This window comes from Selenomonas sp. ND2010 (assembly GCF_000702005.1).
In the GTDB taxonomy this organism is placed as follows: domain Bacteria; phylum Bacillota; class Negativicutes; order Selenomonadales; family Selenomonadaceae; genus Selenomonas_A.
The window spans coordinates 1-24020 of the sequence record NZ_JNKI01000026.1 but is presented as its reverse complement, the minus strand read 5'-3'; the positions used below and the strand labels follow the sequence as shown (position 1 = coordinate 24020).

The following is a 24020-nucleotide window of genomic DNA, read 5'->3' as shown; positions in this document are numbered from 1 at the left end:
GGAGCCGATGAAGCGAGAAAATTCGTTGGATATTTCTTCTTATTTTATTGTTGGACCGGAAAATACGAAGGGGCGCCCCGTGGCGGATATTGTCCGTCTGGCGGTGGAGCAAGGCTTTACCTGTGTGCAGATTCGCTCGAAGATTGCTTCGGCCCGTGAACTCATAAAACTTTGTGGTGAAGCGGCTGAGGCAATTGCTGCAGTAGGGAAAAGTGATTCGGTAACATTGCTGGTCAATGACCGTTTGGATGTGGCCTTGGCAGCTCGAAGCCGCGGAATCAAAGTAGATGGCGTTCATGTGGGACAACAGGATGTTCCGCCGGATGTCTGCCGGAGATTTTTGGGGGCTGATGCAGTGGTGGGGTTGTCGGCGCGCACCAATGAACTTCTGGACTTTGTCCGCCATTTTGACACGCGGGATATTGATTATTTTGGTGCTGGCCCGTTGCATCCCACCGCGTCGAAGCCGGATGCCGGAGTGGCTCTTGACGGCAGCCGGCATACGAGAACTATAGCAGAATTGACGGAGCTTCATCGGTTAAGTCCTGTCCCGGTGGTAGTTGGTGGTGGCGTGACGGCTGCTGATTTGCCGGCATTGAAGGCTGCTGGGGTGGATGGATTCTTTGTGATCAGTGCGGTGGCTGGGGCGGATAATCCTGCTGCGGCAGCCCGGGAATTGACCGCTTTATGGAAAAGCCTGTAAGCAAAAGAAGTCTTGCCGATTCTAGCGAAGGCAAGACTTCTTTTGTTAAGGGTTATATAATCAATAAAGGGGTATTGGGGAACGCGGGTTATTTTGTGCGCTTTACGTTATCGCCATAGATGGTTTTGAAATCATCACGCATGGAGATAGCGGTCCAGCCGTTTGCTTCGGCTGACTTTTTCATTTTTTCGGCTTTTGATGGTTTGCCGAACTCACGGGTGGTATCATCGCAGAGTAAGGTAAAGGCTGCTGCTTTGTATTTGTTGTTGGTAATCGTGTACTCGAACATGCTGGAATCGCCAGAGCTGTTGCCGAAGGCAAGAACTGGTTTTTTGCCAATTTCACGTTCGATTTTGACAACCTTTTCCATTTTGACGTTGATATCTTCTAATTTATCGCCGCGGACGAGTTTATCGTCTTTTTTGAAGTCATGGAAGTCTGCACGGACATCTTTGCCCTGCTTCATCGCGCGGAAGGAATGATCCGTGCCGATGATGTGATTTGGTGCGATATCCATAACATCCTTGACAAGGGCACGGACCGTCTCACGTTCGCAGCCAGAAACGATATAGACGGTAAAGTTGTTTTTATTGAGATAGGAGACCACTTCCACCATGGGCAGGTAGAAGGATTCGCCTGTCTTCAAATTGGAAAGGCCCTCGACATAAGTTTTATTCATGTAATCGGTGACATAGGCTTTGTATTCTTCCGGAGTCATGCCGGCGAATACACTGGGGAAAGTCTGGTTCTTGAATTCGTCCATTTCATCGGTTACTTTATGGGCATCGATGGCTTTTTTAAACTCGGCAGCGCGGGCTTTTTCCTCAGCTGTCGGCGTATAAGTGGGATCGTTCTGCAGGCGATGGATGTAGAGCATCCAGTCAAAATAGAAAGGTGCTGTCTCGCAGAGCAGTGTTCCGTCACAATCAAAAACAGCGATGCGGTCTTCTACGGGAATGAAGTTTTTGCTCTTTTTGTTTGTGACATCTTTTACATAGGAAATTAGCTGTTCTTTAGCTGGTGCATTAGCGGTCCAGTAGTGGAAGTCTTTGCCGGAACTCACTTGGATAGCAGCTAGCTCACTGCGGGTGGCTGCTTGTGTGTCCATCGAAAATCCCCAGGCGATGGAAGCGGCTAAGGCGCAGGCTAATATTTTTTTCTTATTCATGTTGATATCCCCCTCGTGAATGTGTCTTATTACGTTATTGATTATATCAGTTTTGTATTGAGTTGTGCATCCTCAAAAAAAGCTAAATATCGTTAAATTTGAATTAATAGTCGTAAGGTCAAAAAGTCAAAATAATATTTGACTTTTTGACCTTCTGCGGTATAATAAGAATTAGAAACGGAACCGTTTAGAATGCGGATAAGATAACGGAGGGTATAGATATGGGTCAGGAAAAATACACGACGAAAACTATGGCGGCCTTGCAGTCGGCGCAACAGCTGGCAGCGATGCGCTATCAGCAGGAAATTACTTCGGCACATGTATTGCTGGCATTAGCCAAGGAACCGGAAGGTTTACTCGCAACGATTTTTGAGGATTGCCAAACGGATTTGCCGATGCTCAAGGCATCACTGGAACAAATATTGAATAAGATACCAAGCGTTAAAGGTTCGGATCGCTTAGGAATGGGCATGGATATGGTCCGTGTCCTGGGACGGGCAGAAGCTTTGGCGGGGGCTATGAAGGATGACTATGTTTCTACAGAACATTTGCTGCTGGCCATTGTGACGGATGGCAGTGATGCCGTTCAGGAGGTTTGCAAGGAATTCAAATTAACGAAGAGCGGCATCCAAAGTTCTATTAAGAAGAACCGCAAACAGAATGTCACCAATGAAAATCCGGAGGAAGGGTACAAATCTTTGGAGAAATATGGGCGCGACCTTACCGAGGCAGCACGTCATGGAAAACTCGATCCGGTTATTGGCCGTGATGAGGAGATTCGCCGGACCATAGAAATCTTGTCCCGCCGTACCAAGAACAATCCCGTGTTGATTGGTGAACCGGGCGTCGGCAAAACGGCAATTGTCGAGGGGTTGGCACGCCGCATCGTAGCTGGTGATGTGCCGGAATCTTTGAAGAATAAGACCCTGTATTCCCTCGATATGGGAGCGCTCATTGCTGGTGCAAAATTCCGTGGCGAATTTGAGGAACGCTTGAAGGCAGTTCTGGGAGAAATCGTCAAATCGGATGGACAGATTTTACTTTTCATCGATGAGGTCCACACTGTGGTGGGGGCAGGTGCTGGTGAAGGCGCTATGGATGCCGGAAACCTCTTGAAGCCGATGATGGCTCGTGGGGAGCTTCGCTGTATTGGCGCGACGACGCTCAATGAGTACCGCAAATATATTGAAAAGGATTCGGCGTTGGAACGCCGCTTCCAGCCTGTAATGGTGGGAGAACCAACGGTGGAAGATACGATTTCCATTTTGCGTGGCCTCAAGGAACGCTATGAGGTTCATCATGGGGTAAGGATTCGTGATGCTGCGTTGGTTTCGGCGGCAGTTCTTTCGGATCGCTATATTTCGGATCGTTTCCTGCCGGATAAGGCTATTGATTTGGTCGATGAGGCTGCTGCAAAACTTCGCACGGAGATTGAGTCGATGCCGGCCCCACTGGATGAAATCCGTCGTAAAATTATGCAGTTGGAGATTGAAGAGCAGGCGCTAAAGAAAGAGAACGATGCGGCTTCGAAAGAGAAGCTCGACAGCATGGCGGCTGAAAAAGCAGAACTCATGCAGCAGGAGGAGACCTTAAAGTCTAAATGGGAGGGAGAAAAGCAGGCCATCTTGCGAGTTCGCGCAATCAAAAAGGAAATCGATGAAGTAAATAGTCAGATGGAAGCAGCGGAACGATCGTATGACCTTAACCGCCTGTCAGAGCTCAAATATGGCAAACTGCCAGAACTGCAGAAAAAACTGGTTGATGAGGAGAATATCATCGCAGCTAAGTCCAAGGATGAGCAGCTGCTCAAGGAGGAAGTCGGTGAGGAAGATATTGCCAAGGTCGTCAGCCGGTGGACAGGGATTCCTGTCGCCAAGATGATGACGGGTGAGCGCGAAAAATTGATTCATCTTGAAGAAGGTCTGCATACGCGGGTGGTTGGCCAGGATGAGGCGGTAAAGGCCGTCAGTGAGGCTATTCTACGAGCGCGTGCGGGCATCAAGGACCCCAATCGTCCGATTGGTTCATTTATTTTCCTGGGACCGACTGGTGTCGGCAAGACCGAGCTCGCCAAGACGCTGGCTGAGTCGCTGTTTGACGATGAGCGCAGTATGATTCGCATCGATATGAGTGAATATATGGAAAAACACAGCGTATCTCGCTTGATTGGTGCTCCCCCGGGATATGTGGGCTACGATGAGGGGGGCCAGCTTACCGAGGCCGTACGCCGTCGTCCCTATAGCGTCATCCTGCTGGATGAGATTGAAAAGGCACATCGCGATGTGTTCAATGTGCTGCTGCAGATTCTCGATGATGGCCGTTTGACGGATGGCAAGGGGCGCGTGGTTAACTTCAAGAACACCGTTATCATTATGACGAGCAATCTTGGTTCACAGGAAATCCTGAACAAGGATTATGAAGCGGCGAAGGAAGCTGTGGGCGATATCCTGAAAGAATATTTCCGGCCAGAGTTCCTGAATCGTGTGGATGACATTATCGTGTTCAAGGCACTGGCAAAACAGCAGGTCAAGAACATTGCGGCAATTCTTCTGCAGAAATTGGGTGAGCGTCTTCAGAAACAGGTCAAGATTACCCTGGGATGGAATGAGGAGGCACTTAACGCTTTGGCTGAGCAAGGTTTCGATCCAAATTTTGGGGCAAGACCGCTGCGCCGGTTGTTGGTTCATACGGTGGAAACAGCACTGTCCAAGGAAATCATCAAGGGGGAAGTGCAGGAAGGCGATACGGTCAATATTGGCTTTTCCCATGGCAGCTTTACCTTTGAGAAGGAGATGTGAAATTACAGTTTGCAGGTTAGCGGAGCCTCATTCGAAGCAACTCTTCGCCGCCGCTAGGGGTAGTGCCAACACTCCACGGGAGATGTTTTCCTAAACGAAATTTTTATCTTTAATTAAGCATCGAAAAAGTTGCAAAACGCGCTTCGCTTGAACGGTAGCAATTTTTCGACGAACGGTGAGGATAAAAATTTCGTTCTTCACGGAAAACATCAAACGCTTCGTTTATGGCACTGCCCCTAGCGGCGGCTGAGTCTGTGGCGAGTTTCGCAGGGCTACCCCATCCGAGGGCGCAGCAATTCGTGCCGACTCTAACCGAGGCGGCGGGGGTCCCAGTACCATAAGCGTAGCCTTGACGTTCCGCGTGAAGCAAGAAATTTTTGCCTGCGTTCTCGTTGGAAAAGCAGTTTCGTCCAAGCGAAGCGCGTTTAACTGTTTTCCAACTCTTAATTAAAAGGCAAAAATTTCTTGTAGCGGGTTGTCACCGGTGGAGCGTTGGTACTGGGGCCCCCGCCGCCGGCGACTTACCTCGAACACGAACTCGGTACTACTCCCTTGCAAACTGTAATTGGTAAAAAGTGCGTGGATAAATTAATAGAAGCCTCCATAAGGTAGATTCATCAATCTTATGGAGGCTTCTATATTTTGTGTCAATATAAAGGGATTTTTCACAGACCCTTTTAGCGGATCAAAAGCTTATGGGGTCGGAATAAATTTGGCCAGGAATGTGTGGCCGTTCGTCAATAGGTTTTTGTGGATTTTGGCTAACGGTGCGAAAATCGGAGAATATTCCAAGCGCAATTTGAAACGCAGTTGGGTGTGATCCGTGCAGCCGAAGATTGGTATGCGGTCCAAGACAAATGGATTTTCGTTCTGGCTGCTGACGCCGTAATTGACGGTAAAAGCAGCGCGATATCCAGCATCCTTGGTCATTTTGATGAGTTCATCATCATAGGAACCGCAGGGATAAGCAATGAAATTTACTTCTTTTTGCAAGTGCCATTCTAAGGCTTTTTTTGAACCGTCAAGCTGCTTCCAGGTTTCCTCGGGGCTGGTAGAATCCAGCTCCATATGGGAAAGGGTATGGCTCTCAAAATCGATGCGGCCGCTTTCCTGCATTTCCTCGACCTGAGCCCAGGTCAAGTAATTGGGATAAGTGCTCACATAATCAGAAATTAAGAAAATCGTACCTTTTAAATTGTACTTTTCAAGAATAGGGTAAGCGTTGCGGTAGTTATCCACATATCCATCGTCGAAAGTGAGAACGACCGGTTTATCGGGCAGTTCGGTACCGTTTTCCCAAGCGTCGAACATCTCAGCTGGCGTAATGGTGTGAAAACCATTGTCGGCCAGATATTTCATTTGGGCCTCAAACTGGTCCGTGTGGACGGTCAAGGCGTTTTCATCGCGATCGTTGATTTGATGGTAATTGAGCACAGGGACAGATTGGGCGGCTGTGTGCATCAGATAGGCACAAACAGCAAAGCCGATTAACAAAAGTGTAAGCGCAAAGATACTCAGGCGCTTTATCCAGGTTGTCATGAGTAGACACATCCTTTTTTAGTATTCAATCCTGTCTAATATAATACAATCAAGTAGACATGTCAAATGAAAAACTCCCCGTCCGAAGACAGGGAGTTTTATGGTGTTGTTTTACTGAAGTACGCGGCAGGCACCAGCGTAATGGGCTACCCGATAATCACGGGATAAATCATCGTAAGCAATGCCGTAAGTAGTGGAGGCATGAATCATCTTGCCGTTGCCCACGTAAATACCTACGTGAGAAATGTTCACATAATCACCAGCGAAGAATACCAAGTCGCCGGGCTGAAGCTCCGCTTTGCTAACTGGTATACCAGCCGTTGCCTGGACATCTGCCGTTCGCGGCAAGTCGATGCCACAGCGGGCGAAGACATATTGTACGAAACCAGAACAATCAAAGCCACTCGGAGAGGAACCGCCCCACACATACGGAACGCCGAGGAACTGCTGGGCAGTATCGATGACGTTATTGCCACTGCTGATGTAGGATTCTGGTTTTATGTTTGGCATCGGACGGTGAAGCAGCATCTCATAGGATTGCGCGCCGACAAGTCCATCGACATCAAGATGATTATCCTTTTGGAACTGACGGACCGCTTCCTGGGTAGCTGGACCAAAGTCGCCGTCAACACTTACATCGTAACCGGAGCTGGCCAAAGCCTGCTGGATTTCTGTTACTTCCTGTCCAGTGTCACCGAGACGGAACGCCGCTGCATCGCTGACCGAAGGAAACGAAAAACAGAATGCGGCGGCTAAAAGCATAGCACCAATTTTTCTACGCAATAGAAGACCTCCTCAAAATAGTACATATCAATCTCTAATTTTCAATTTAAACTTTTGATATTATATCATGTTAGTACCTGAGAGGTCAACTGGGTCATAAGAACTGCTGGAGCTGTTCTGACGAAACGCGATTGTTCCATTTTTACCTATAGCCAATATGTAACAATCGCGCTATAATAAAATGTGCTGTATTTGATTAGGAACCACGGAAGTTGATTCCATATATAAAGGAGATATTGCAATTTATGCAGAGAAATGATTTGTGCTGGTGTGGCAGTGGCAAAAAATATAAGAAGTGTCATGCCGATTTTGATGAGCGTTTGGATGAGATGAAATTCAACGTATTTTTGGGGCAGTGCCCTCCGCCGAAGAAAATTATCAACAATGCCCATGATATCGAAGGTATCCGCAAAGCGGGGGTGATCAATGATGGTGCATTGGATTTGGCAGGGTCTTTGGTAAAAGCGGGCGTGGACACGGCTTCTATTGATAAAGCGGTCCATGATTACATTGTAGAGCGCGGTGGTTATCCGTCCTGCCTTAATTATGAAGGCTTTCCGAAGAGCTGCTGCATTTCCATCAATGAAGTAGTTTGTCATGGCATCCCGTCGACGAAGACGATTTTGAAGGAGGGCGACATCCTCAATATTGATATAACGACGACGTTGGATGGCTACTATGCCGATGCATCCCGTATGTTTATGGTAGGAAATGTCTCGCCGGAGGCAGAGAAATTGGTGCGTATTACAAAAGAATGTATGGAACGCGGTATTGCTGCGGCCAAGCCTTGGCATTTTGTAGGAGATATCAGTGCCGCTTGCGGGGATTATGCACATCTAAATGGTTACTCCGTGGTAACGGATTTGGGAGGACATGGTGTTGGCAAGGATTTTCACATGGAGCCGTTTGTAGCCCATGAGGGTGAAGCGAATACTGGCATGTTGTTAGTGCCGGGCATGGTGCTGACCGTTGAGCCGATGATTAATGTTGGCAAGAAGCAGGTCACCGTGGACAGCAGTGATAATTGGACGGTGCGCACGAAGGATAAAAAACTGTCAGCTCAGTGGGAGAAGACGATTCTCATCACGGAAACAGGTACGGAGGTATTGTCGTCGTAATGACCGCATTTAAAGAATTAGGAATCAGCGATAACGTATGCAAGGTGCTGCGCAACAAGGGAATCAAAGAGGCGACTCCTGTTCAGGAGACAGCGATTCCACTAGTTCGTGCGGGTAAGGATGTCATTGCTCAGGCCCAGACTGGTACCGGCAAGACGCTAGCATTTTTGCTGCCTATCCTGGAAAAAATCAAGCCCCAGGCTGACGTGGCTCAAGCCCTAGTGGTAACACCAACTCGTGAACTCGCGATCCAGATCGCCAAAGTGGCAGCTGTGGTAGGTGAGGCTGCTGGCGTTAGTTCATTGGTTATTTACGGTGGGCAGGATATTGAACGCCAGAAACAGAAACTTCGTCGGCATCCGCAGCTCATCATCGGGACACCGGGACGTCTGCTCGACCATCTGCGCCGCGGTACCATTGATTTGTCAAAAGTCAATAAGGTGGTTCTGGATGAAGCAGATGAAATGATGCGGCTGGGTTTTATTGAGGATGTAGAAGTATTATTGAAGGCTTCTGCTAATGATCGTCAGCTGACGCTGTTTTCCGCTACGATGCCGGACCGCATCAAGGCATTGGCAGCTCGTTATATGCGGGCTCCTGAAAATATCAAAATAAAAAGTGAGCATGTGACACTGGATGCCATTGAGCAGGTTATCATTGATACAACGGAAGAACAGAAAATCGACCGTCTGTGTGAATGTATTAATGGAGATAATCCGTATTTGGCTATGGTATTTTGTCATACCAAACAACGTGCGCACATGGTTACGATGGCATTAGCGGCTCGTGGCTACCTGGTGGATGAGCTTCATGGTGATTTGTCACAGGTGCAGCGTGCCCTGGTACTCAAGCGTTTCCGTAAAGCGGAGCTTCAGATACTTTGTGCTACGGATATTGCAGCTCGTGGCCTTGATATTGAAGGTGTGACCCATGTCTTCAACTACGATATTCCGCATGATGCAGAAAGCTATATTCACCGCATCGGACGTACTGGTCGTGCAGGTCAGCAGGGAAAAGCGGTGACTTTTGTCAATGCACGGCAATACGATTTATTGCGTCGTATTGAGACAGGTATCAAGAATCGTATTCGTAAGGAGCATTCGGAGCGCCATCATAAACGCCAGGAGAAGCAGGCGCAAATCTTGCAGGAAATTCGCAAAAAACGCGAAGAGAAGAAAAAAAAGACGAAGCCTCTTTCCAAGTACGCCAATCGCAAGGGCGCATCGCATAAGGGGCGCAACGGGCGAAGCCGCCGTGCGGCTGCGCCAAAGAAAACAAAAACAAACTTTGGCAATCGTTCCAAGATGGGGCGGCACTAATAAAAAAACTTCCTGATAGGTTCTATCGGGAAGTTTTTTTGTTGGATAGTTGTCGTAAATTTTCAAAAAATCCATCAAAACAGGCAGGAAATCCTGAAAAAAGGTCGAAAACTTTCACTGTAACCAAATAAAAGGGGGAGATTCCATGATTGGTATCAAAAATGTTATTGCCATTGTTTGCGGCGGTGGACCGGCGCCAGGCATCAACAGCGTTATCTCAGGTGTAGTCAATGAGGCAACTCGTCATGGCTGGGATGTCTTAGGGATTTACGACGGTTTTTCCCGCATCGGTCGTGGAGAAAAGAATTATGTTCGTCTGGAACCCAAGAATATCAGTCGGATTCACCTGACTGGTGGCTGCATCCTCAAGATGTCACGTTTTAATCCGACGAAAAAAGAGTCGGATCTGCGTACGGTTGTCGAGACGCTCACAGAGCTCGGCGTTACGCATCTCGTGACGATTGGTGGCGATGACACGGCCTACAGCTCGGCAGCGGTTTCAGAATATGCGCGCAAGATGGGGCGCACCATCAATGTCGTTCATGTCCCAAAGACAATTGATAACGATTTGCCGCTTCCGGAAGGTGTTCCGACTTTTGGCTTTGAAACGGCACGTGCTTTTGCTACGACTGAGATTGAAAACCTCATGGAAGATGCCCGCACGACTAACAATCGTTGGTATTTCACCATTGCGATGGGGCGGACCGCAGGTCATCTGGCTCTGGGTATGGGACGAAGTGCGGGAGCAGCTCTTACGGTAATTCCTGAGGAGTTCCCTGAAGAAAAGATTCCGCTGCAGCAGATCGTTGATATCATCACGGGGTCAGTAGTTAAACGTTATTTGACTGGCAAGAATTATGGTGTAGCGGTTATTGCTGAGGGTGTCATCGAGAAAATCGCGCCGGAAGATTTTGAAAAACTGGGTACGGTAGTCAAAGATGAACATGGACATATCCGCTATAGTGAGCTTGACTTCGGTGAGATTCTCAAGCAGGCTGTATTGGCAGAAGTAAAAAAACTTGGAATCAAGATTTCGGTTATTGATAAGGAAATTGGGTATGAGCTCCGTTGCACGGCGCCAATTGCTTATGATATCGATTATGCGCGCTCCCTGGGTTATTCGGCCGTCAAATTCCTCATGGCTGGCGATAGTGGTGCTTTGATTACGATTCAGGATAACAAGGCGGTTCCCATGCGTTTTGAAGATATTAAAGATCCGGCAACGGGTAAAACAATGGTTCGCAAGGTCAATATCGATTCCATTCAGTATCGGATTGCCCGCGGGCTCATGATGCGTTTGGAGAGAGAAGATCTCGAGGATCCAGGCCTGGCCAATGCCTACCGTATGGAGCCGAAAAAGTTCAAAGAACGTTATTTGTATCTCTTTGATGATAAAGAAGAGAAAGCAGCTAGTGCAACTAAGAAAAAGAAATAAGTCAGCGCTTGAAGCGACGGAAAATTAGCAGGAGAGAAATCTTCTGCTAATTTTTTTATTTTTTTTCAAAAAAGGGGTTGACGGATTCCGTGCTATGCTCTATAATAATTTCTTGTCAGCCGGTGATGCGAAAGCAAAGCATCACGGATGCAGAAATATCGCGGGGTGGAGCAGTCGGTAGCTCGTCGGGCTCATAACCCGAAGGTCACAGGTTCAAGTCCTGTCCCCGCAACCAAATGATAATACCCAACATTCGAAGATAATTTTTATTATCGCGGGATGGAGCAGTCGGTAGCTCGTCGGGCTCATAACCCGAAGGTCACAGGTTCAAGTCCTGTTCCCGCAACCAAATGCTGGAATCGCTGATATAGCTCAGTCGGTAGAGCGTATCCTTGGTAAGGATAAGGTCACCAGTTCAATCCTGGTTATCAGCTCCATATATTCTGGCGGCGTAGCTCAGTTGGCTAGAGCATGCGGTTCATACCCGCAGTGTCAGGAGTTCAAATCTCTTCGCCGCCACCAAATTTACAAATGAACCCCTGTAGAAGGGGTTTTATTTATGTATAATGTCGAAAAATAATTTCGCCTTGTCAAGGTTTTTTTATTGACAGCCTTTAGCAAGTGTGATAAATTGTATTAGTGACATTGTGAAAGAGTCATAGTTTCTGAGCGTAAGGGGTGTAATAAGAGATGCGCAACAATATCACGTTGGAGTGCACGGAGTGCAAAAGCCGCAACTACCGTACCAACAAGAACAAGAAGAACAACCCGGATCGTCTGGAGTTCAATAAGTACTGCAAGTTCTGCAAGAAGCACACGCTGCACAAAGAGACGAAATAATCGCTTTAGCGGGTTGAACGGAGATGTGAAGTAACTGTGAAGAAATTCATAGACGAAGTAATCGCCGAGATGAAAAAAGTATCCTGGGCAACAAAGAAGGAGCTTTTCAACTATACGATAGTTGTCGGCATCGCTGTTGCGATTGTCTGCGCCCTGATTTGGTTCTGCGATACGGTCTTTGCAAGATTGTTCCACATCATTTTAAGGTAAGCAGGGTGAGATAAGCATGGCAGACAAGGACGAGATGGATCTCCGTCAGGATAATCCTGGCAGAGCATGGTATGTAATTCATACCTATTCAGGTTACGAGAATAAGGTTAAAGCAAATCTCGAGCGCCTGATTCACACGGCCAACATGAGCGACATGATTTTTAATGTCGTCGTTCCGGTAGAGGATGAGGTCGAAATCAAAGACGGCAAGAAAAAAGTCGTTCCGAGAAAAGTCTTCCCAGGCTATGTGCTGGTTGACATGATTGTTGATGAGCATTCCTGGTACGTTGTGCGCAACACCACCGGTGTAACGGGTTTTGTCGGTTCCGAGAAACACCCGATTCCGCTTACTGATGCTGAAGCGAAACGTATCTTGAAATCCATGGGCGAGGAAGAGCTCAAACCCGAACTGGACGTTTCCGTCGGGGATGTGGTTCGCATCAACTCGGGTGTTTTTGAGAACTACACCGGCACAGTTTCTGAGATTGATCAGGAAAAAGGCCGACTGAAGGTTCTTGTAGAAGAAACCCCGATTGACCTTGGCTTCAATCAGGTCGAAACGCTCTAATTGAAGCCACTAAAATCCATTTTTGGGAGGTGTAAATACAATGGCAAAGAAAGTTTCTAAGATTGTCAAGCTCCAGGTTGTTGCTGGTAAAGCTAATCCGGCTCCTCCGGTAGGTCCGGCTCTTGGTCAGGCTGGTGTCAACATCATGGGCTTCTGTAAGGAATTCAACGAGAGAACCAAGGCACAGGCTGGTCTTGTCATCCCTGTTGTCATCACGGTTTTTGAGGATAGATCCTTCACGTTCATCACCAAGACTCCGCCGGCTGCTGTTCTTCTGAAGAAGGCTGCTAAGATCGACAAAGCTTCTGGTGAGCCGAACAAGAACAAAGTTGCTAAACTGCCGCGTGCAGAGGCAATGAAGATTGCTGAGAGCAAGATGGCTGACCTCAACGCTGCTGACATCGAGGCTGCTACCCGCATGATCGAGGGTACGGCACGCAGCATGGGTATTGAAATCGTTGACTAATTGTTGTCGATGATTTCATCCCGTGGGAGGCAAATTACCGTTATTACCACGAGAGGAGATTACTTACAATGGCTAAAGCTGGTAAGAAATATCAGGACGCTTGCAAGCTCGTAGAAGCTGGCAAGGTCTACACGGCTGCTGAGGCTATGGATCTCGTTAAGAAGACGGCTACGGCTAAGTTCGATGAGACTATCGAGCTGCATGTACGTCTCGGCGTTGATCCGAAATACGCTGATCAGCAGGTCCGCGGCGCTATGGTCCTGCCGCATGGCACGGGTAAATCCAAGCGCGTACTCGTCTTCGCAAAAGGCGAGAAAGTTAAGGAAGCAGAAGCAGCAGGTGCTGACTTCGTTGGTTCCGATGAAATCGTCCAGAAAATCCAGGGCGGCTGGCTCGACTTCGATGTCGCTGTCGCTACTCCGGACATGATGGGCACTGTCGGTCGTCTTGGTAAGGTCCTTGGTCCTCGCGGCCTCATGCCGAACCCGAAACTGGGCACGGTTACGATGGATCTCACGAAGGCTATTTCCGAGATTAAAGCAGGTAAAGTCGAGTACCGTACCGACAAAGCTGGTAATGTACATTGCCCGATCGGTAAGGCATCCTTCGACGCTGAGAAGCTTCAGCAGAACTTCCAGGCCCTGATTGATACACTGAACCGTGTAAAACCGGCTGCTGCTAAAGGCCAGTACATGCGCTCCATTACGGTCAGCGCAACGATGGGCCCTGGTATCCCGGTTCAGCTCTAATCTGAGCTGATTAGGTTCACGAGGCTCCGGTCTCAACAACTGTATAACGATGGCTGTAGACAGCAGGTTTGATTTTATCATCTAACGACGATTCGTCGCCTGCCGAGGCCGGAGCACACTGAATTTGACTATTCAACCTCCGGCTGGTGCAGCCGGAGGTTTTTTTGCAGGCTTTAAAATTTATTGAAGACAGGAGGTGTATTCTAGAATGGCAGATTTAACGAAAAAACAGGCAATCGTCGCTGAACTCAAAGATCAGCTGACGAATGCTAAAGGCGTAGTCCTCACGGGCTACAAAGGTCTGACGGTTGCTCAGGACACGGAACTCCGCCGCGAGCTCCGCGCTGCTGGCGTAACGTATCATGTTGTCAAGAACACGATGCTCCGTCTGGCTGCTAAAGAAGCAGGTATCGAGGGCTTTGAGGAGCATCTCGAAGGCACGACGGCTTTTGCATTCTCTATGGAGGATGCTATTGCTCCGGCAAAAGTCATCTGCGGCTTCATCAAAAAGAACAAACTCGACGAGAACGAGGTACTGACGGTTAAAGTTGGTACGGTTGAGGGCAAGGTCATTGACGCTAATGAGGTCAAGGCTCTGGCTTCGCTGCCGTCTCGCGAGGAACTCATCGCCAAGATGCTGGGCAGCATGAACGCTCCGATTTCCAATACGGTCAACGTTCTGCAGGGTGTTATCCGCAATGCTGTTTATGTGCTTGACGCTGTTCGCGCTCAGAAGGAATCCGCTTAATCGCGTTCCCTCATATAATTTAAGAAATTAATTAAAAGAAAAGATTTTTGGAGGTATATTCAAATGACTAAAGAAGAAATCATGGAAGCCATTGAGAACATGACTGTCCTCGAGCTGTCTGAGCTCGTAAAAGCTATGGAAGAGAAATTCGGCGTTAGCGCTGCTGCTCCGGTTGCAGTTGCTGCTGCAGGTGCTGCAGGCGCTGCTGCTGGCGAAGAGAAATCCGAGTTCACGGTTATGCTCGCATCCGCTGGCGACAAGAAAATCAATGTTATCAAAGCTGTCCGTGAAGCTACGGGTCTCGGCCTGAAAGAGGCTAAGGCTCTCGTTGATGGCGCTCCGGCTGCTGTTAAAGAGAACGTTGCTAAGGCTGAGGCTGAGTCCCTCAAGGCTGCTCTTGAAGAGGCTGGCGCTACGGTTGAACTGAAGTAATTTCAGTCCAGAACGTTTCCAAGAATCACTCCTTCGGGAGTGGTTCTTTTTTTATATTGCCAAGCAGGAATGCTTGACAGAATGAGGAAACAGTGCTAAACTAGGGAACTACAGGAAAATGAATAGGGATAACTATGCGCAAGCGGAAAGGAACTGGAAGCAAGGTGTAAAATGTCTCATACCTTGTTTTTTTTCTGGTTCCTGTATTCCGCTGTTGTTTGTGTGGTTATAATCCCTGCATTTCAAAGATCATTCTAGTAAAAATCAGGCTAAGGGGTGAAGGATTTGTTATTTAATCCTGTGCCGGTGGGCAAAAGAACCAGGTATAGCTATGCCAGAATCAAGGAAGTCATGGAGATGCCGCATCTGCTGGATATTCAGCGGAACAGCTACAAGTGGTTCCTCGATGAGGGTTTGCAGGAAATTTTCAACGACATTTCGCCAATCAAGGACTTTTCTGAGAATCTCGTATTGTCCTTTGAGAGCTTTTCGCTTGGCGAGCCGAAATACGGCCTTGACGAGTGCAAAGAGCGCGATGTAACCTATGCGGCTCCTATCCGGGTCAATGTCCGTCTCATTAACCGTGAGACCGGTGAAATTAAAGAACAGGAAGTATTCATGGGCGATTTCCCGCTCATGACGGATACGGGTACGTTCATCATCAATGGTGCTGAGCGCGTTATCGTCAGCCAGTTGGTCCGTTCTCCTGGCGCTTATTATGGAGAAGAAATTGACCCGACCGGTAAACATCTCTATAATTCGACGGTAATCCCGAACCGTGGCGCTTGGATTGAGCTCGAGACGGATACGAATGATGTGGTATCGGTACGTATTGACCGCACGCGTAAGATGCCGGTGACGTATTTCATCCGCGCCCTTGGCTTTGCTACCGATGAAGAAATTATCGACCTCTTTGGGGAAGACCCGCGTATCATGAATACTCTTGAACGCGATGGTGAGGAAGTGAAATCTCAGGGCAAGGCTGTCATTGAGATTTATAAACGCCTCCGTCCGGGTGAACCAGCAAATGAGGATAATGCAACGCAGCTTCTCAATTCGCTGTTCTTTGACCCGAAACGCTATGATCTGGCTACCGTTGGCCGTTATAAGCTGACGAAGAAATTGGGCTGGAAACGCCGTATCCTCGGCAAAGTGTTAGCTGAGCCGATTGTAGATACTGAGACCGGTGAAATCGTCATCCCGCAGGGCGAAGTCGTTACGGAAAGCATGCTGGATGCTGTAGACGTTGAGCGCGAAAAGCAGCTCTTCGGCGAGGGCAAGCTGGTAACGCTTTATGCGCTGAATAAAGATGGCGGCAAGGTGAAAATGCTGTGCAGCCCGACGCTTGACATTCATGAGCGTACTATCACGAAAAACGATATTATTGCGTCGATCAACTATCTGTTGAATCTCATGGATGGTTTTGGCAGCACGGATGATATCGACCATCTGGGCAACCGCCGCGTTCGTGCAGTAGGCGAATTGTTGCAGAATCAGTTCCGTATCGGTCTTTCCCGTATGGAGCGTGTCGTTCGTGAGCGTATGACGATTCAGGATGTTGATGTCATCACGCCGCAGGCACTTATCAATATCCGTCCGGTTGTGGCAGCAATCAAAGAGTTCTTTGGTTCCTCCCAGCTGTCTCAGTTCATGGACCAGCATAACCCGCTGTCCGAGTTGACGCATAAGCGCCGTCTGTCGGCACTTGGACCGGGTGGTCTGTCCCGTGAGCGCGCAGGCTTCGAAGTCCGCGACGTACACAACTCCCATTATGGCCGCATGTGTCCGGTAGAGTCTCCTGAGGGACCGAATATCGGTCTTATCGGTTCGCTGGCTACCTATGCCCGTGTCAACCAGTTCGGCTTCATGGAGACGCCGTATCGCCGTGTCGACAAGGTAACGCATAAGGTAACGGATGAAGTCCGTTATCTGACGGCTGATGAAGAGGATGAGCTCGTAATCGCACAGGCCAATGAGCCGCTCGATGAAAATGAGTGGTTCATCAATGAGCGTGTAACGGCTCGTTATAACGAAGAAACCGGTCTGCATAACCGCGACACGGTTGACTACATGGACGTTAGCCCGCGTCAGGTCTTCTCGATTGCAACGGCAATGATCCCGTTCCTCGAGAACGACGATGCGAACCGTGCCCTCATGGGTGCGAACATGCAGCGTCAGGCAGTTCCTCTGCTCCGCACCCAGGCACCGCTGGTCGGTACTGGCATGGAGTACAAAGCTGCCTGCGACTCCGGCGTCATGATCCTTGCCAAACATGCTGGTACGGTTGAGCATGTAACGGCTGACTACATCGATGTCCGCCGTGAAGATGGTGAGCTCGATCATTATAAACTGCAGAAATTCCTGCGTTCCAACCAGGGTACCTGCATCAATCAGGTTCCTATCGTATATAAAGGCGACAAGGTTGTCGAGAAGCAGCCGATTGCTGATGGCCCGGCTACGGACCATGGCGAGCTGGCTCTTGGTTACAACATCATCGTTGCCTACATGCCTTGGGAAGGCTACAACTACGAGGATGCTGTCCTCCTGTCGGAGAACCTCGTAAAACGCGACCTCTACACGTCGATTCATATCGAGGAGTACGAGTGCGATGCCCGCGACACGAAGCTTGGTCCTGAGGAAATCACCCGCGATATCCCGAACGTTGCAGAAGAGGCTCTCAAAGACCTCGACGAAGAGGGTATCATTTCCATCGGTGCTGACGTACGTCCTGGCGATATCCTCGTCGGTAAGGTCACGCCGAAAGGCGAGACGGAGCTTACGGCAGAGGAGCGCCTGCTGCGCGCTATCTTCGGTGAGAAGGCTCGTGAAGTTCGCGACACTTCCTTGCGTGTACCTCATGGCGAACAGGGTAAGATTGTCGATGTCAAGATCTTCAGCCGCGAGAACAACGATGAGCTGCCGCCAGGCGTCAACCGTCTGGTTCGCGTCTACATCGCTCAGAAACGTAAGATTTCCATCGGCGATAAGATGGCAGGTCGTCACGGTAACAAGGGTGTCGTTTCCCGCATCATGCGTCAGGAAGACATGCCGTTCCTGCCGGATGGCACGCCGGTCGATCTCGTGCTGAACCCGTTGGGCGTTCCGTCGCGAATGAACATCGGTCAGGTGCTCGAGGTTCATCTCGGTATGGCTGTCAAAGTCCTCGGTCAGCAGATCAAGGACGGCGATCCGACGGTTGAGCAGCGTCTGCGTGATGCTGGCTATGACTTTGATAAGTATGGCATGCCGAAACCGGATGTCGCTGGTATCCATATCGCAACGCCGGTCTTCGACGGTGCGAAAGACGATGATGTTTGGGGCACGGTTAAAGCGGCTGGTCTGCCGGCTGACGGCAAGACGGTCCTCTACGATGGCCGTACGGGTGAACCGTTCGAGAACCGCGTAACGGTTGGCTGCACGTACTTCCTCAAGCTGCATCATCTCGTTGCCGATAAGATTCATGCGCGTTCCACGGGACCGTACTCCCTCGTTACGCAGCAGCCGCTCGGTGGTAAAGCCCAGTTCGGTGGCCAGCGTTTCGGTGAGATGGAGGTTTGGGCCCTCGAGGCATACGGTGCTGCCTACACGCTGCAGGAAATCCTGACAGTTAAATCCGATGATGTTGTCGGACGTGTTAAAGCTTATGAAGCCATCGTCAAGGGCGAGAACATTCCGGAACCGGGTGTGCCGGAGTCCTTCAAAGTTCTTATCAAAGAGCTCCAGTCTATCGGTCTCGATATCAAGGTGCTCAATGAGGATGCCAAGGAAATCTCGCTTTTGGACGAGGATGATGATGAAGATATCAACAAGACGGCAAAAGATCTCGATCTTGACGTCGCTGGTGTTGATCCGAATAAAGAAGGCGCCGCTGCGTCGCAGACGGCTGGAGCAGACTCCTACGATGAAGGTGCTCCGTCTGATGATGAAAAGCCGGACGACATCATTGCCGACATCGGCAGCATGGGTTCGATTGAAGACCCGGCCGTAGACAATGCTGATGATGGTGAGGAATAAGAAGGGAGTGTCATCTCTTTGCTGGATGTAAATAATTTTGATTCGATGCGCATCGGTCTGGCCTCTCCGGAGAAAATCCGCGAGTGGTCGTACGGTGAGGTTAAGAAGCCGGAGACCATCAACTATCGCACGCTGAAACCAGAGCGCGACGGTTTGTTCTGCGAGCGTATCTTTGGACCGACCCGTGACTGGGAATGCCATTGCGGTAAGTATAAGCGTATCCGCTATAAGGGCATTGTCTGCGATCGCTGCGGCGTTGAAGTTACGCGTGCCAAGGTGCGCCGCGAGCGTATGGGCCATATCGAGCTTGCTGCTCCGGTATCCCATATCTGGTACTTTAAAGGTATCCCAAGCCGTATGGGCCTTATTCTCGATATCTCGCCACGAGCTCTCGAGAAAGTCCTGTACTTCGCTTACTATATCGTTCTGGATCCGGGTGAAAACACGGATTTGGCGAAGAAGAGCCTGCTCTCTGAAAAAGAGTATCATGATGCTCTTGAGAAGTACGGCAATACGTTCCGCGTCGGCATGGGTGCTGAGGCTATCAAGGAGCTCCTCGATGAGCTTGACCTTGAGGCAATGAGCGAATCGCTGCGCAAGGACGTTCGCACGACGTCTGGTCAGAAGAAGATTCGTGCCATCCGTCGTCTGGAAGTTGTCGAGGCTTTCCGCAAGTCTGGCAACAAACCGTCCTGGATGATTCTCGACGTTGTTCCGGTCATTCCGCCGGAACTTCGTCCGATGGTACAGCTCGATGGCGGCCGTTTTGCAACGTCTGACCTCAATGACCTCTATCGTCGTGTCATCAACCGTAACAACCGCCTGAAACGTCTGCTGGATCTCGGGGCTCCGGACATCATCGTCCGCAACGAGAAACGCATGCTGCAGGAGGCTGTTGACGCCCTGATTGATAACGGTCGCCGTGGCCGTCCGGTTACGGGCCCGGGCAACCGCCCACTCAAGTCCCTTTCGGACATGCTGAAAGGTAAACAGGGCCGTTTCCGTCAGAACCTCCTGGGTAAACGCGTTGACTACTCGGGCCGTTCGGTTATCGTCGTTGGTCCGGAGCTCAAGCTTCACCAGTGCGGTCTGCCGAAGGAAATGGCGCTCGAGCTCTTCAAGCCGTTCGTTATGAAGAAACTCGTAGCTTCGGGTGCTGCGCATAACATCAAATCGGCTAAGCGTATGGTTGAGCGTGCCCGTCCGGAAGTTTGGGATGTGCTCGAGGATGTCATCAAAGAGCATCCGGTTCTTTTGAACCGTGCCCCGACGCTGCATCGTCTCGGTATCCAGGCTTTCGAGCCGGTTCTCACTGAGGGCCGTGCCCTGAAGCTCCATCCGCTGGCTTGTACGGCTTACAACGCCGACTTCGATGGTGACCAGATGGCTATCCATCTGCCCTTGTCGGCTGAGGCCCAGACAGAGGCTCGTATCCTGATGCTGGCTGCCAACCACATCCTGGCTCCGAAAGATGGTAAACCAATCATCGTTCCGACGCAGGACATGGTTCTGGGTGCCTACTATTTGACCATTGTTCGTCCTGGTGCAAAGGGCGAGGGAATGGCTGTTACGGGTATTGCCGAGGCACTCCTCGCATACCAGCAGCATGATCTCGACTTGCAGGCACAGATTACCTGCCGCATTGAGGGCCATGGTCTTGTCAAGACGTCGCTGGGCCGCATGATTTTCAGTGAAATCCTGCCGCCGGAGCTTCGTTACTACTACAAAGAAAAAGATTCCGATCAGGAATGCCTGGGTATCCTTATGAACAAGAAGGAACTCGGTAAACTGGTTGCGAACTGCTATAACCACTTTGGCGCTACGAAGACCGCAGAGGTCATTGATAACGTCAAGAACCTCGGTTATCATTATGCCTGCATTGCCGGCATGACGGTTGCTATCTCCGACGTTATCGTACCGCCGAAGAAAAAGACCATCATTGCCGATACGCAGAAAATCGTCAATAAAGTTGAGCGTCAGTTCGACCGTGGTCTTATCACGGAAGAAGAGCGTTATCATAAGGTCGTTGACCTCTGGTCGGTGGCTACGGATGACGTCGCTGATGCGATGATGGACAACATGGACACCTTCAACCCAATCTTCATGATGGCTGACTCCGGTGCCCGTGGTAACAAACAGCAGATGCGTCAGCTGGCTGGTATGCGCGGTCTGATGGCTGACCCGTCTGGTAAGATCATCGACCTGCCAATCACGGCGAACTTCCGTGAAGGTCTGTCGGTATCCGATTACTTCATTTCGTCGCATGGTGCTCGTAAAGGTCTTGCCGATACGGCTCTGCGTACGGCTGACTCGGGTTATCTTACGCGTCGTCTCGTTGACGTCGCTCAGGATGTCATTGTCCGTGAAGAGGACTGTGATATCTCGACGCTCAACATGGTTCAGGCTCGTGCACGTCTGGCAGAATCCACGCTCGATGCTCTCGAGATTCTCAACGACAGCCTTATGGGCCGTCTGCTCGGTGCCGATGTCCTCGATCCGGAGACCAAAGAAGTCCTCTTTACGAAGGACACCATTCTCGGCGAGGAAGAACTTCAGATCATCGGCGAGAAGAGCGTATCCGAAATCATGGTACGCGGTTCTTCGCTGGCTTCCGAGGCAGCTATCAGCAATGCGATGATTACCGAGGCAATTTCCCTCGGCGAACCGGATGCAGCTGCTCGTGCGAAGATCAAGGATTCCATGCTGCATGAGATGAATGGCAAGGAAGTTACGCGTGATGTTGTCGATGAGGATGGCAATGTTATCCTGGCAGCTGGCGAGCATCTTGACGAAGCTAAGATTCAGTCGATTCTCGACAGCAGCGCTAAGGAACTTCGTGTTCGCAACAATAACGTCCGCGGTATCGAAGTCGAGGCCATCAAAGAAGGCGACGGCATTATCGAGTCGTTGGCTGAGCGTATTGTCGGCCGTGTTCTTGCTGAGAACATCGATGACCCGCAGACGGGCGAGCGCATCGCTTCCATCAACGATACGGTTGATGAGGACCTCGCTAAACGCATCGAGAAAGTCCGTGATCATGTATCGATCCGCAGCGTCCTGACCTGTAAGTCGCAGTTCGGCGTCTGCATCAAGTGCTATGGCCGTGACCTTGCCAACCAGGCTGAGGTTGAAATCGGTGAGGCAGTCGGTATCATCGCCGCACAGTCTATCGGTGAGCCGGGTACGCAGCTCACCATGCGTACGTTCCACTCCGGTGGTGTCGCAGGTGACGATATTACCCAGGGTCTTCCGCGTGTCGAGGAGCTCTTCGAGGCACGTAAGCCGAAACATCATGCTATCATTGCCGAGATCGAAGGCCGTGCTGAGGTTGAGGATTCCGGTAAGGGTATGCGCAAGGTTACGATTGTTCCGGACGAAGGCGAAGCTCGCGAATATGCTATCCCGTATGGTGCTCGTATGGCAGCTAAGCAGGGAATGCACTTGAAGCCGGGCGACAAGCTCACGGAAGGTTCCATCAACCCGCACGATATCCTGCGCGTTTGCGGTCTGCAGGCTACGCAGCGTTATCTCGTATACGAGGTACAGAAAGTATACAAATCTCAGGGTGTTGAGATCAACGATAAGCATATCGAGGTAATGGTCCGCCAGATGCTTCACAAAGTGAAGATCGAGGAGTCCGGCAGCACGGACTTCCTGCCAGGCGAGTACATCGATATCAACTCCTTCGAGGGTGCCAATACGAAGGCTATCGAGGAAGGCGGCGAGCCGGCTGTAGCTAAACCGATCCTCCTTGGTATCACGAAGGCATCGCTCGCTACGGATTCCTTCATGTCCGCTGCATCGTTCCAGGAGACGACCCGTGTCCTGACGGATGCTGCTATCAAGGGCAAAGTCGATCCGCTGATTGGCCTTAAGGAGAACGTTATCATCGGTAAACTCATTCCGGCTGGTACGGGCATGAGCCGTTATCGCAACCTCAAGATTGTCGATAACGACCCGAAACCGGTGGAAGAAGTTGCTGAAGAAAGCGCCGAAACCGATACGGTAGAAGCATAATTTTATACAGCATGAATAAAAGGAGGGAACAATCCAGCAGGAAAGTTCCCTCCTTTTTATTATATTTTGGGAGGTATGTTCAATGTCTGATGCATGTAATCACGATTGCAGTTCCTGTGGTACGACCTGTGGGTCAGATACCCGTAAGGTAAGGGATATGCATGAGGAACCCAATGAACTCAGCGATATCCGCCATGTCATTGCCGTAGTCAGCGGTAAAGGCGGTGTGGGTAAGTCGCTAGTAACGGGGTTATTGTCGGTAGCGATGTCTCGTAAGGGCAAGCACGTTGGTATCATGGATGCCGATATCACGGGGCCGTCAATCCCGAAGATGTTCGGCACGACTGGTGAAGTGCGTGGAACGTCTGCTGGTGCATATCCCGTAACCACTGCTGGCGGCATTGATATCGTCAGCATGAATCTGCTGTTGGAAAACAGCACGGACCCAGTCGTTTGGCGTGGGCCGGTAATCAGTGGTGTCGTTAAGCAATTTTGGCACGACTTTATCTGGCAGGATGTTGACTATATGTTCGTGGATATGCCGCCGGGAACTGGTGATGTACCGTTGACCGTCATGCAGACTATCCGCTTGGATGGTATTGTCATCGTCACGAGTCCGCAGGAACTCGTGTCCATGATTGTGGAAAAAGCGGTGAAGATGGCAGAAGCTATGAAGGTTCCTATTCTTGGATTGGTGGAGAATATGAGCTATTTTGAATGTCCGGATTGTGGCAAGCGTCACGAAATCTATGGCAAAAGCCATGTAGAGGAAGTAGCGTCACAGTATGGTCTGGATGTGCTGGGACGCATTCCCATCAAACCAGAATTGGCGGCACAGTGTGATGCCGGTCAAATTGAAACGGTGGAGGGAAATTATCTCAGCGAGGCCGCTGCTAAAATTTTGGAACTTGATAAATAAAACGCTTAGGAGAAAAGCCCCGTTGACTCATGTAGAAGTCAACGGGGCTTTTGTCATTTACAGTTTGCAGGTTAGCGGAGCCTTATTCGAAGCAGCTCCTCGCCGCCGCTAGGGGCAGTGCCAACACTCCACGGGAGATGTTTTCCTAAACGAAATTTTTATCTTAAATTAAGCATCGAAAAAGTTGCAAAACG

18 protein-coding genes, 4 tRNA genes and 1 other annotated feature are annotated in these 24020 nt (G+C 49.9%); of the genes, 19 read left to right on the top strand and 3 right to left on the bottom strand.

The features are described from left to right. Window positions 1-7: 7 nt before the first annotated feature. Window positions 8-703: a thiamine phosphate synthase gene (locus tag T504_RS0109780; protein ID WP_033170900.1), complete on the top strand. Its 696-nt coding sequence runs from the start codon at window positions 8-10 to the stop codon at window positions 701-703. Between the two features lie 88 nt (window positions 704-791). Here T504_RS0109780 and T504_RS0109775 read toward each other — a convergent pair whose 3' ends face one another. Beyond that, a complete protein-coding gene (locus tag T504_RS0109775; RefSeq protein ID WP_033170899.1) occupies window positions 792-1871 on the bottom strand; it encodes a haloacid dehalogenase-like hydrolase in 1080 nt (359 codons plus the stop codon). 221 nt (window positions 1872-2092) lie between these two features. Here T504_RS0109775 and clpB point away from each other — a divergent pair, with 221 nt between their 5' ends. Beyond that, complete coding sequence (clpB, locus tag T504_RS0109770; RefSeq protein ID WP_033170898.1) at window positions 2093-4669, top strand: ATP-dependent chaperone ClpB; 2577 nt, start codon at window positions 2093-2095, stop codon at window positions 4667-4669. Between the two features lie 693 nt (window positions 4670-5362). On the opposite strand, the gene T504_RS0109765 is transcribed toward clpB, so the two are convergent. Further along, on the bottom strand, window positions 5363-6208 hold the full coding sequence (locus T504_RS0109765) for a polysaccharide deacetylase family protein (RefSeq protein ID WP_033170897.1): 846 nt from the start codon (window positions 6206-6208) through the stop codon (window positions 5363-5365). A 111-nt stretch (window positions 6209-6319) separates the two neighbouring features. Beyond that, window positions 6320-6991, bottom strand: a complete 672-nt coding sequence (locus T504_RS0109760) for a C40 family peptidase (RefSeq protein ID WP_033170896.1) — start codon at window positions 6989-6991, stop codon at window positions 6320-6322. A 245-nt stretch (window positions 6992-7236) separates the two neighbouring features. On the opposite strand from T504_RS0109760, the gene map reads away from it, so the two are divergent. From map to T504_RS0109675, 17 genes are all read left to right on the top strand, one after another. Further along, window positions 7237-8109, top strand: coding sequence for a type I methionyl aminopeptidase (map, locus tag T504_RS0109755; RefSeq protein WP_033170895.1), 873 nt, complete (start codon window positions 7237-7239; stop codon window positions 8107-8109). Further along, complete coding sequence (locus tag T504_RS0109750; protein WP_033170894.1) at window positions 8109-9428, top strand: DEAD/DEAH box helicase; 1320 nt, start codon at window positions 8109-8111, stop codon at window positions 9426-9428. The genes map and T504_RS0109750 overlap by 1 nt, the downstream gene beginning before the upstream one ends. A gap of 145 nt (window positions 9429-9573) precedes the next feature. Beyond that, window positions 9574-10863 carry a diphosphate--fructose-6-phosphate 1-phosphotransferase gene (gene pfp, locus T504_RS0109745; RefSeq protein WP_033170893.1) on the top strand — a complete coding sequence of 430 codons (1290 nt, stop codon included), beginning with the start codon at window positions 9574-9576 and terminating at the stop codon, window positions 10861-10863. Window positions 10864-11022: 159 nt separating this feature from the next. Next, window positions 11023-11098, top strand: a tRNA-Met gene (locus tag T504_RS0109740). A gap of 38 nt (window positions 11099-11136) precedes the next feature. Further along, window positions 11137-11212, top strand: a tRNA-Met gene (locus T504_RS0109735). Between the two features lie 12 nt (window positions 11213-11224). Continuing rightward, window positions 11225-11300, top strand: a tRNA-Thr gene (locus T504_RS0109730). Window positions 11301-11308: 8 nt separating this feature from the next. Next, window positions 11309-11385: transfer RNA gene (locus T504_RS0109725), tRNA-Met, on the top strand. A gap of 168 nt (window positions 11386-11553) precedes the next feature. Beyond that, window positions 11554-11703 (top strand): 50S ribosomal protein L33, encoded by a 150-nt coding sequence (gene rpmG / locus T504_RS0109720; RefSeq protein ID WP_033170892.1) that lies wholly within the window; start codon window positions 11554-11556, stop codon window positions 11701-11703. A gap of 36 nt (window positions 11704-11739) precedes the next feature. Then, the gene (gene secE, locus T504_RS0109715) at window positions 11740-11913 is read left to right on the top strand and encodes a preprotein translocase subunit SecE (protein WP_033170891.1); all 174 of its coding nucleotides are present in this window, start codon (window positions 11740-11742) and stop codon (window positions 11911-11913) included. Window positions 11914-11929: 16 nt separating this feature from the next. Then, window positions 11930-12481, top strand: coding sequence for a transcription termination/antitermination protein NusG (nusG, locus tag T504_RS0109710; RefSeq protein ID WP_033170890.1), 552 nt, complete (start codon window positions 11930-11932; stop codon window positions 12479-12481). A gap of 40 nt (window positions 12482-12521) precedes the next feature. After that, window positions 12522-12947: a 50S ribosomal protein L11 gene (gene rplK / locus T504_RS0109705; protein WP_033170889.1), complete on the top strand. Its 426-nt coding sequence runs from the start codon at window positions 12522-12524 to the stop codon at window positions 12945-12947. 68 nt (window positions 12948-13015) lie between these two features. Next, the gene (gene rplA / locus T504_RS0109700) at window positions 13016-13696 is read left to right on the top strand and encodes a 50S ribosomal protein L1 (protein ID WP_033170888.1); all 681 of its coding nucleotides are present in this window, start codon (window positions 13016-13018) and stop codon (window positions 13694-13696) included. A 35-nt stretch (window positions 13697-13731) separates the two neighbouring features. After that, window positions 13732-13870, top strand: a sequence feature (ribosomal protein L10 leader region). Between the two features lie 34 nt (window positions 13871-13904). Then, a complete protein-coding gene (gene rplJ / locus T504_RS0109695) occupies window positions 13905-14444 on the top strand; it encodes a 50S ribosomal protein L10 (protein WP_033170887.1) in 540 nt (179 codons plus the stop codon). A 63-nt stretch (window positions 14445-14507) separates the two neighbouring features. Next, window positions 14508-14876 (top strand): 50S ribosomal protein L7/L12, encoded by a 369-nt coding sequence (gene rplL / locus T504_RS0109690; RefSeq protein WP_033170886.1) that lies wholly within the window; start codon window positions 14508-14510, stop codon window positions 14874-14876. Between the two features lie 285 nt (window positions 14877-15161). Next, a complete protein-coding gene (gene rpoB, locus T504_RS0109685; RefSeq protein WP_033170885.1) occupies window positions 15162-18890 on the top strand; it encodes a DNA-directed RNA polymerase subunit beta in 3729 nt (1242 codons plus the stop codon). Between the two features lie 18 nt (window positions 18891-18908). Next, window positions 18909-22907 carry a DNA-directed RNA polymerase subunit beta' gene (gene rpoC / locus T504_RS0109680; RefSeq protein ID WP_033170884.1) on the top strand — a complete coding sequence of 1333 codons (3999 nt, stop codon included), beginning with the start codon at window positions 18909-18911 and terminating at the stop codon, window positions 22905-22907. Window positions 22908-22989: 82 nt separating this feature from the next. Continuing rightward, window positions 22990-23826 carry an Mrp/NBP35 family ATP-binding protein gene (locus T504_RS0109675; protein WP_033170883.1) on the top strand — a complete coding sequence of 279 codons (837 nt, stop codon included), beginning with the start codon at window positions 22990-22992 and terminating at the stop codon, window positions 23824-23826. The last annotated feature ends 194 nt before the right edge of the window (window positions 23827-24020 follow it).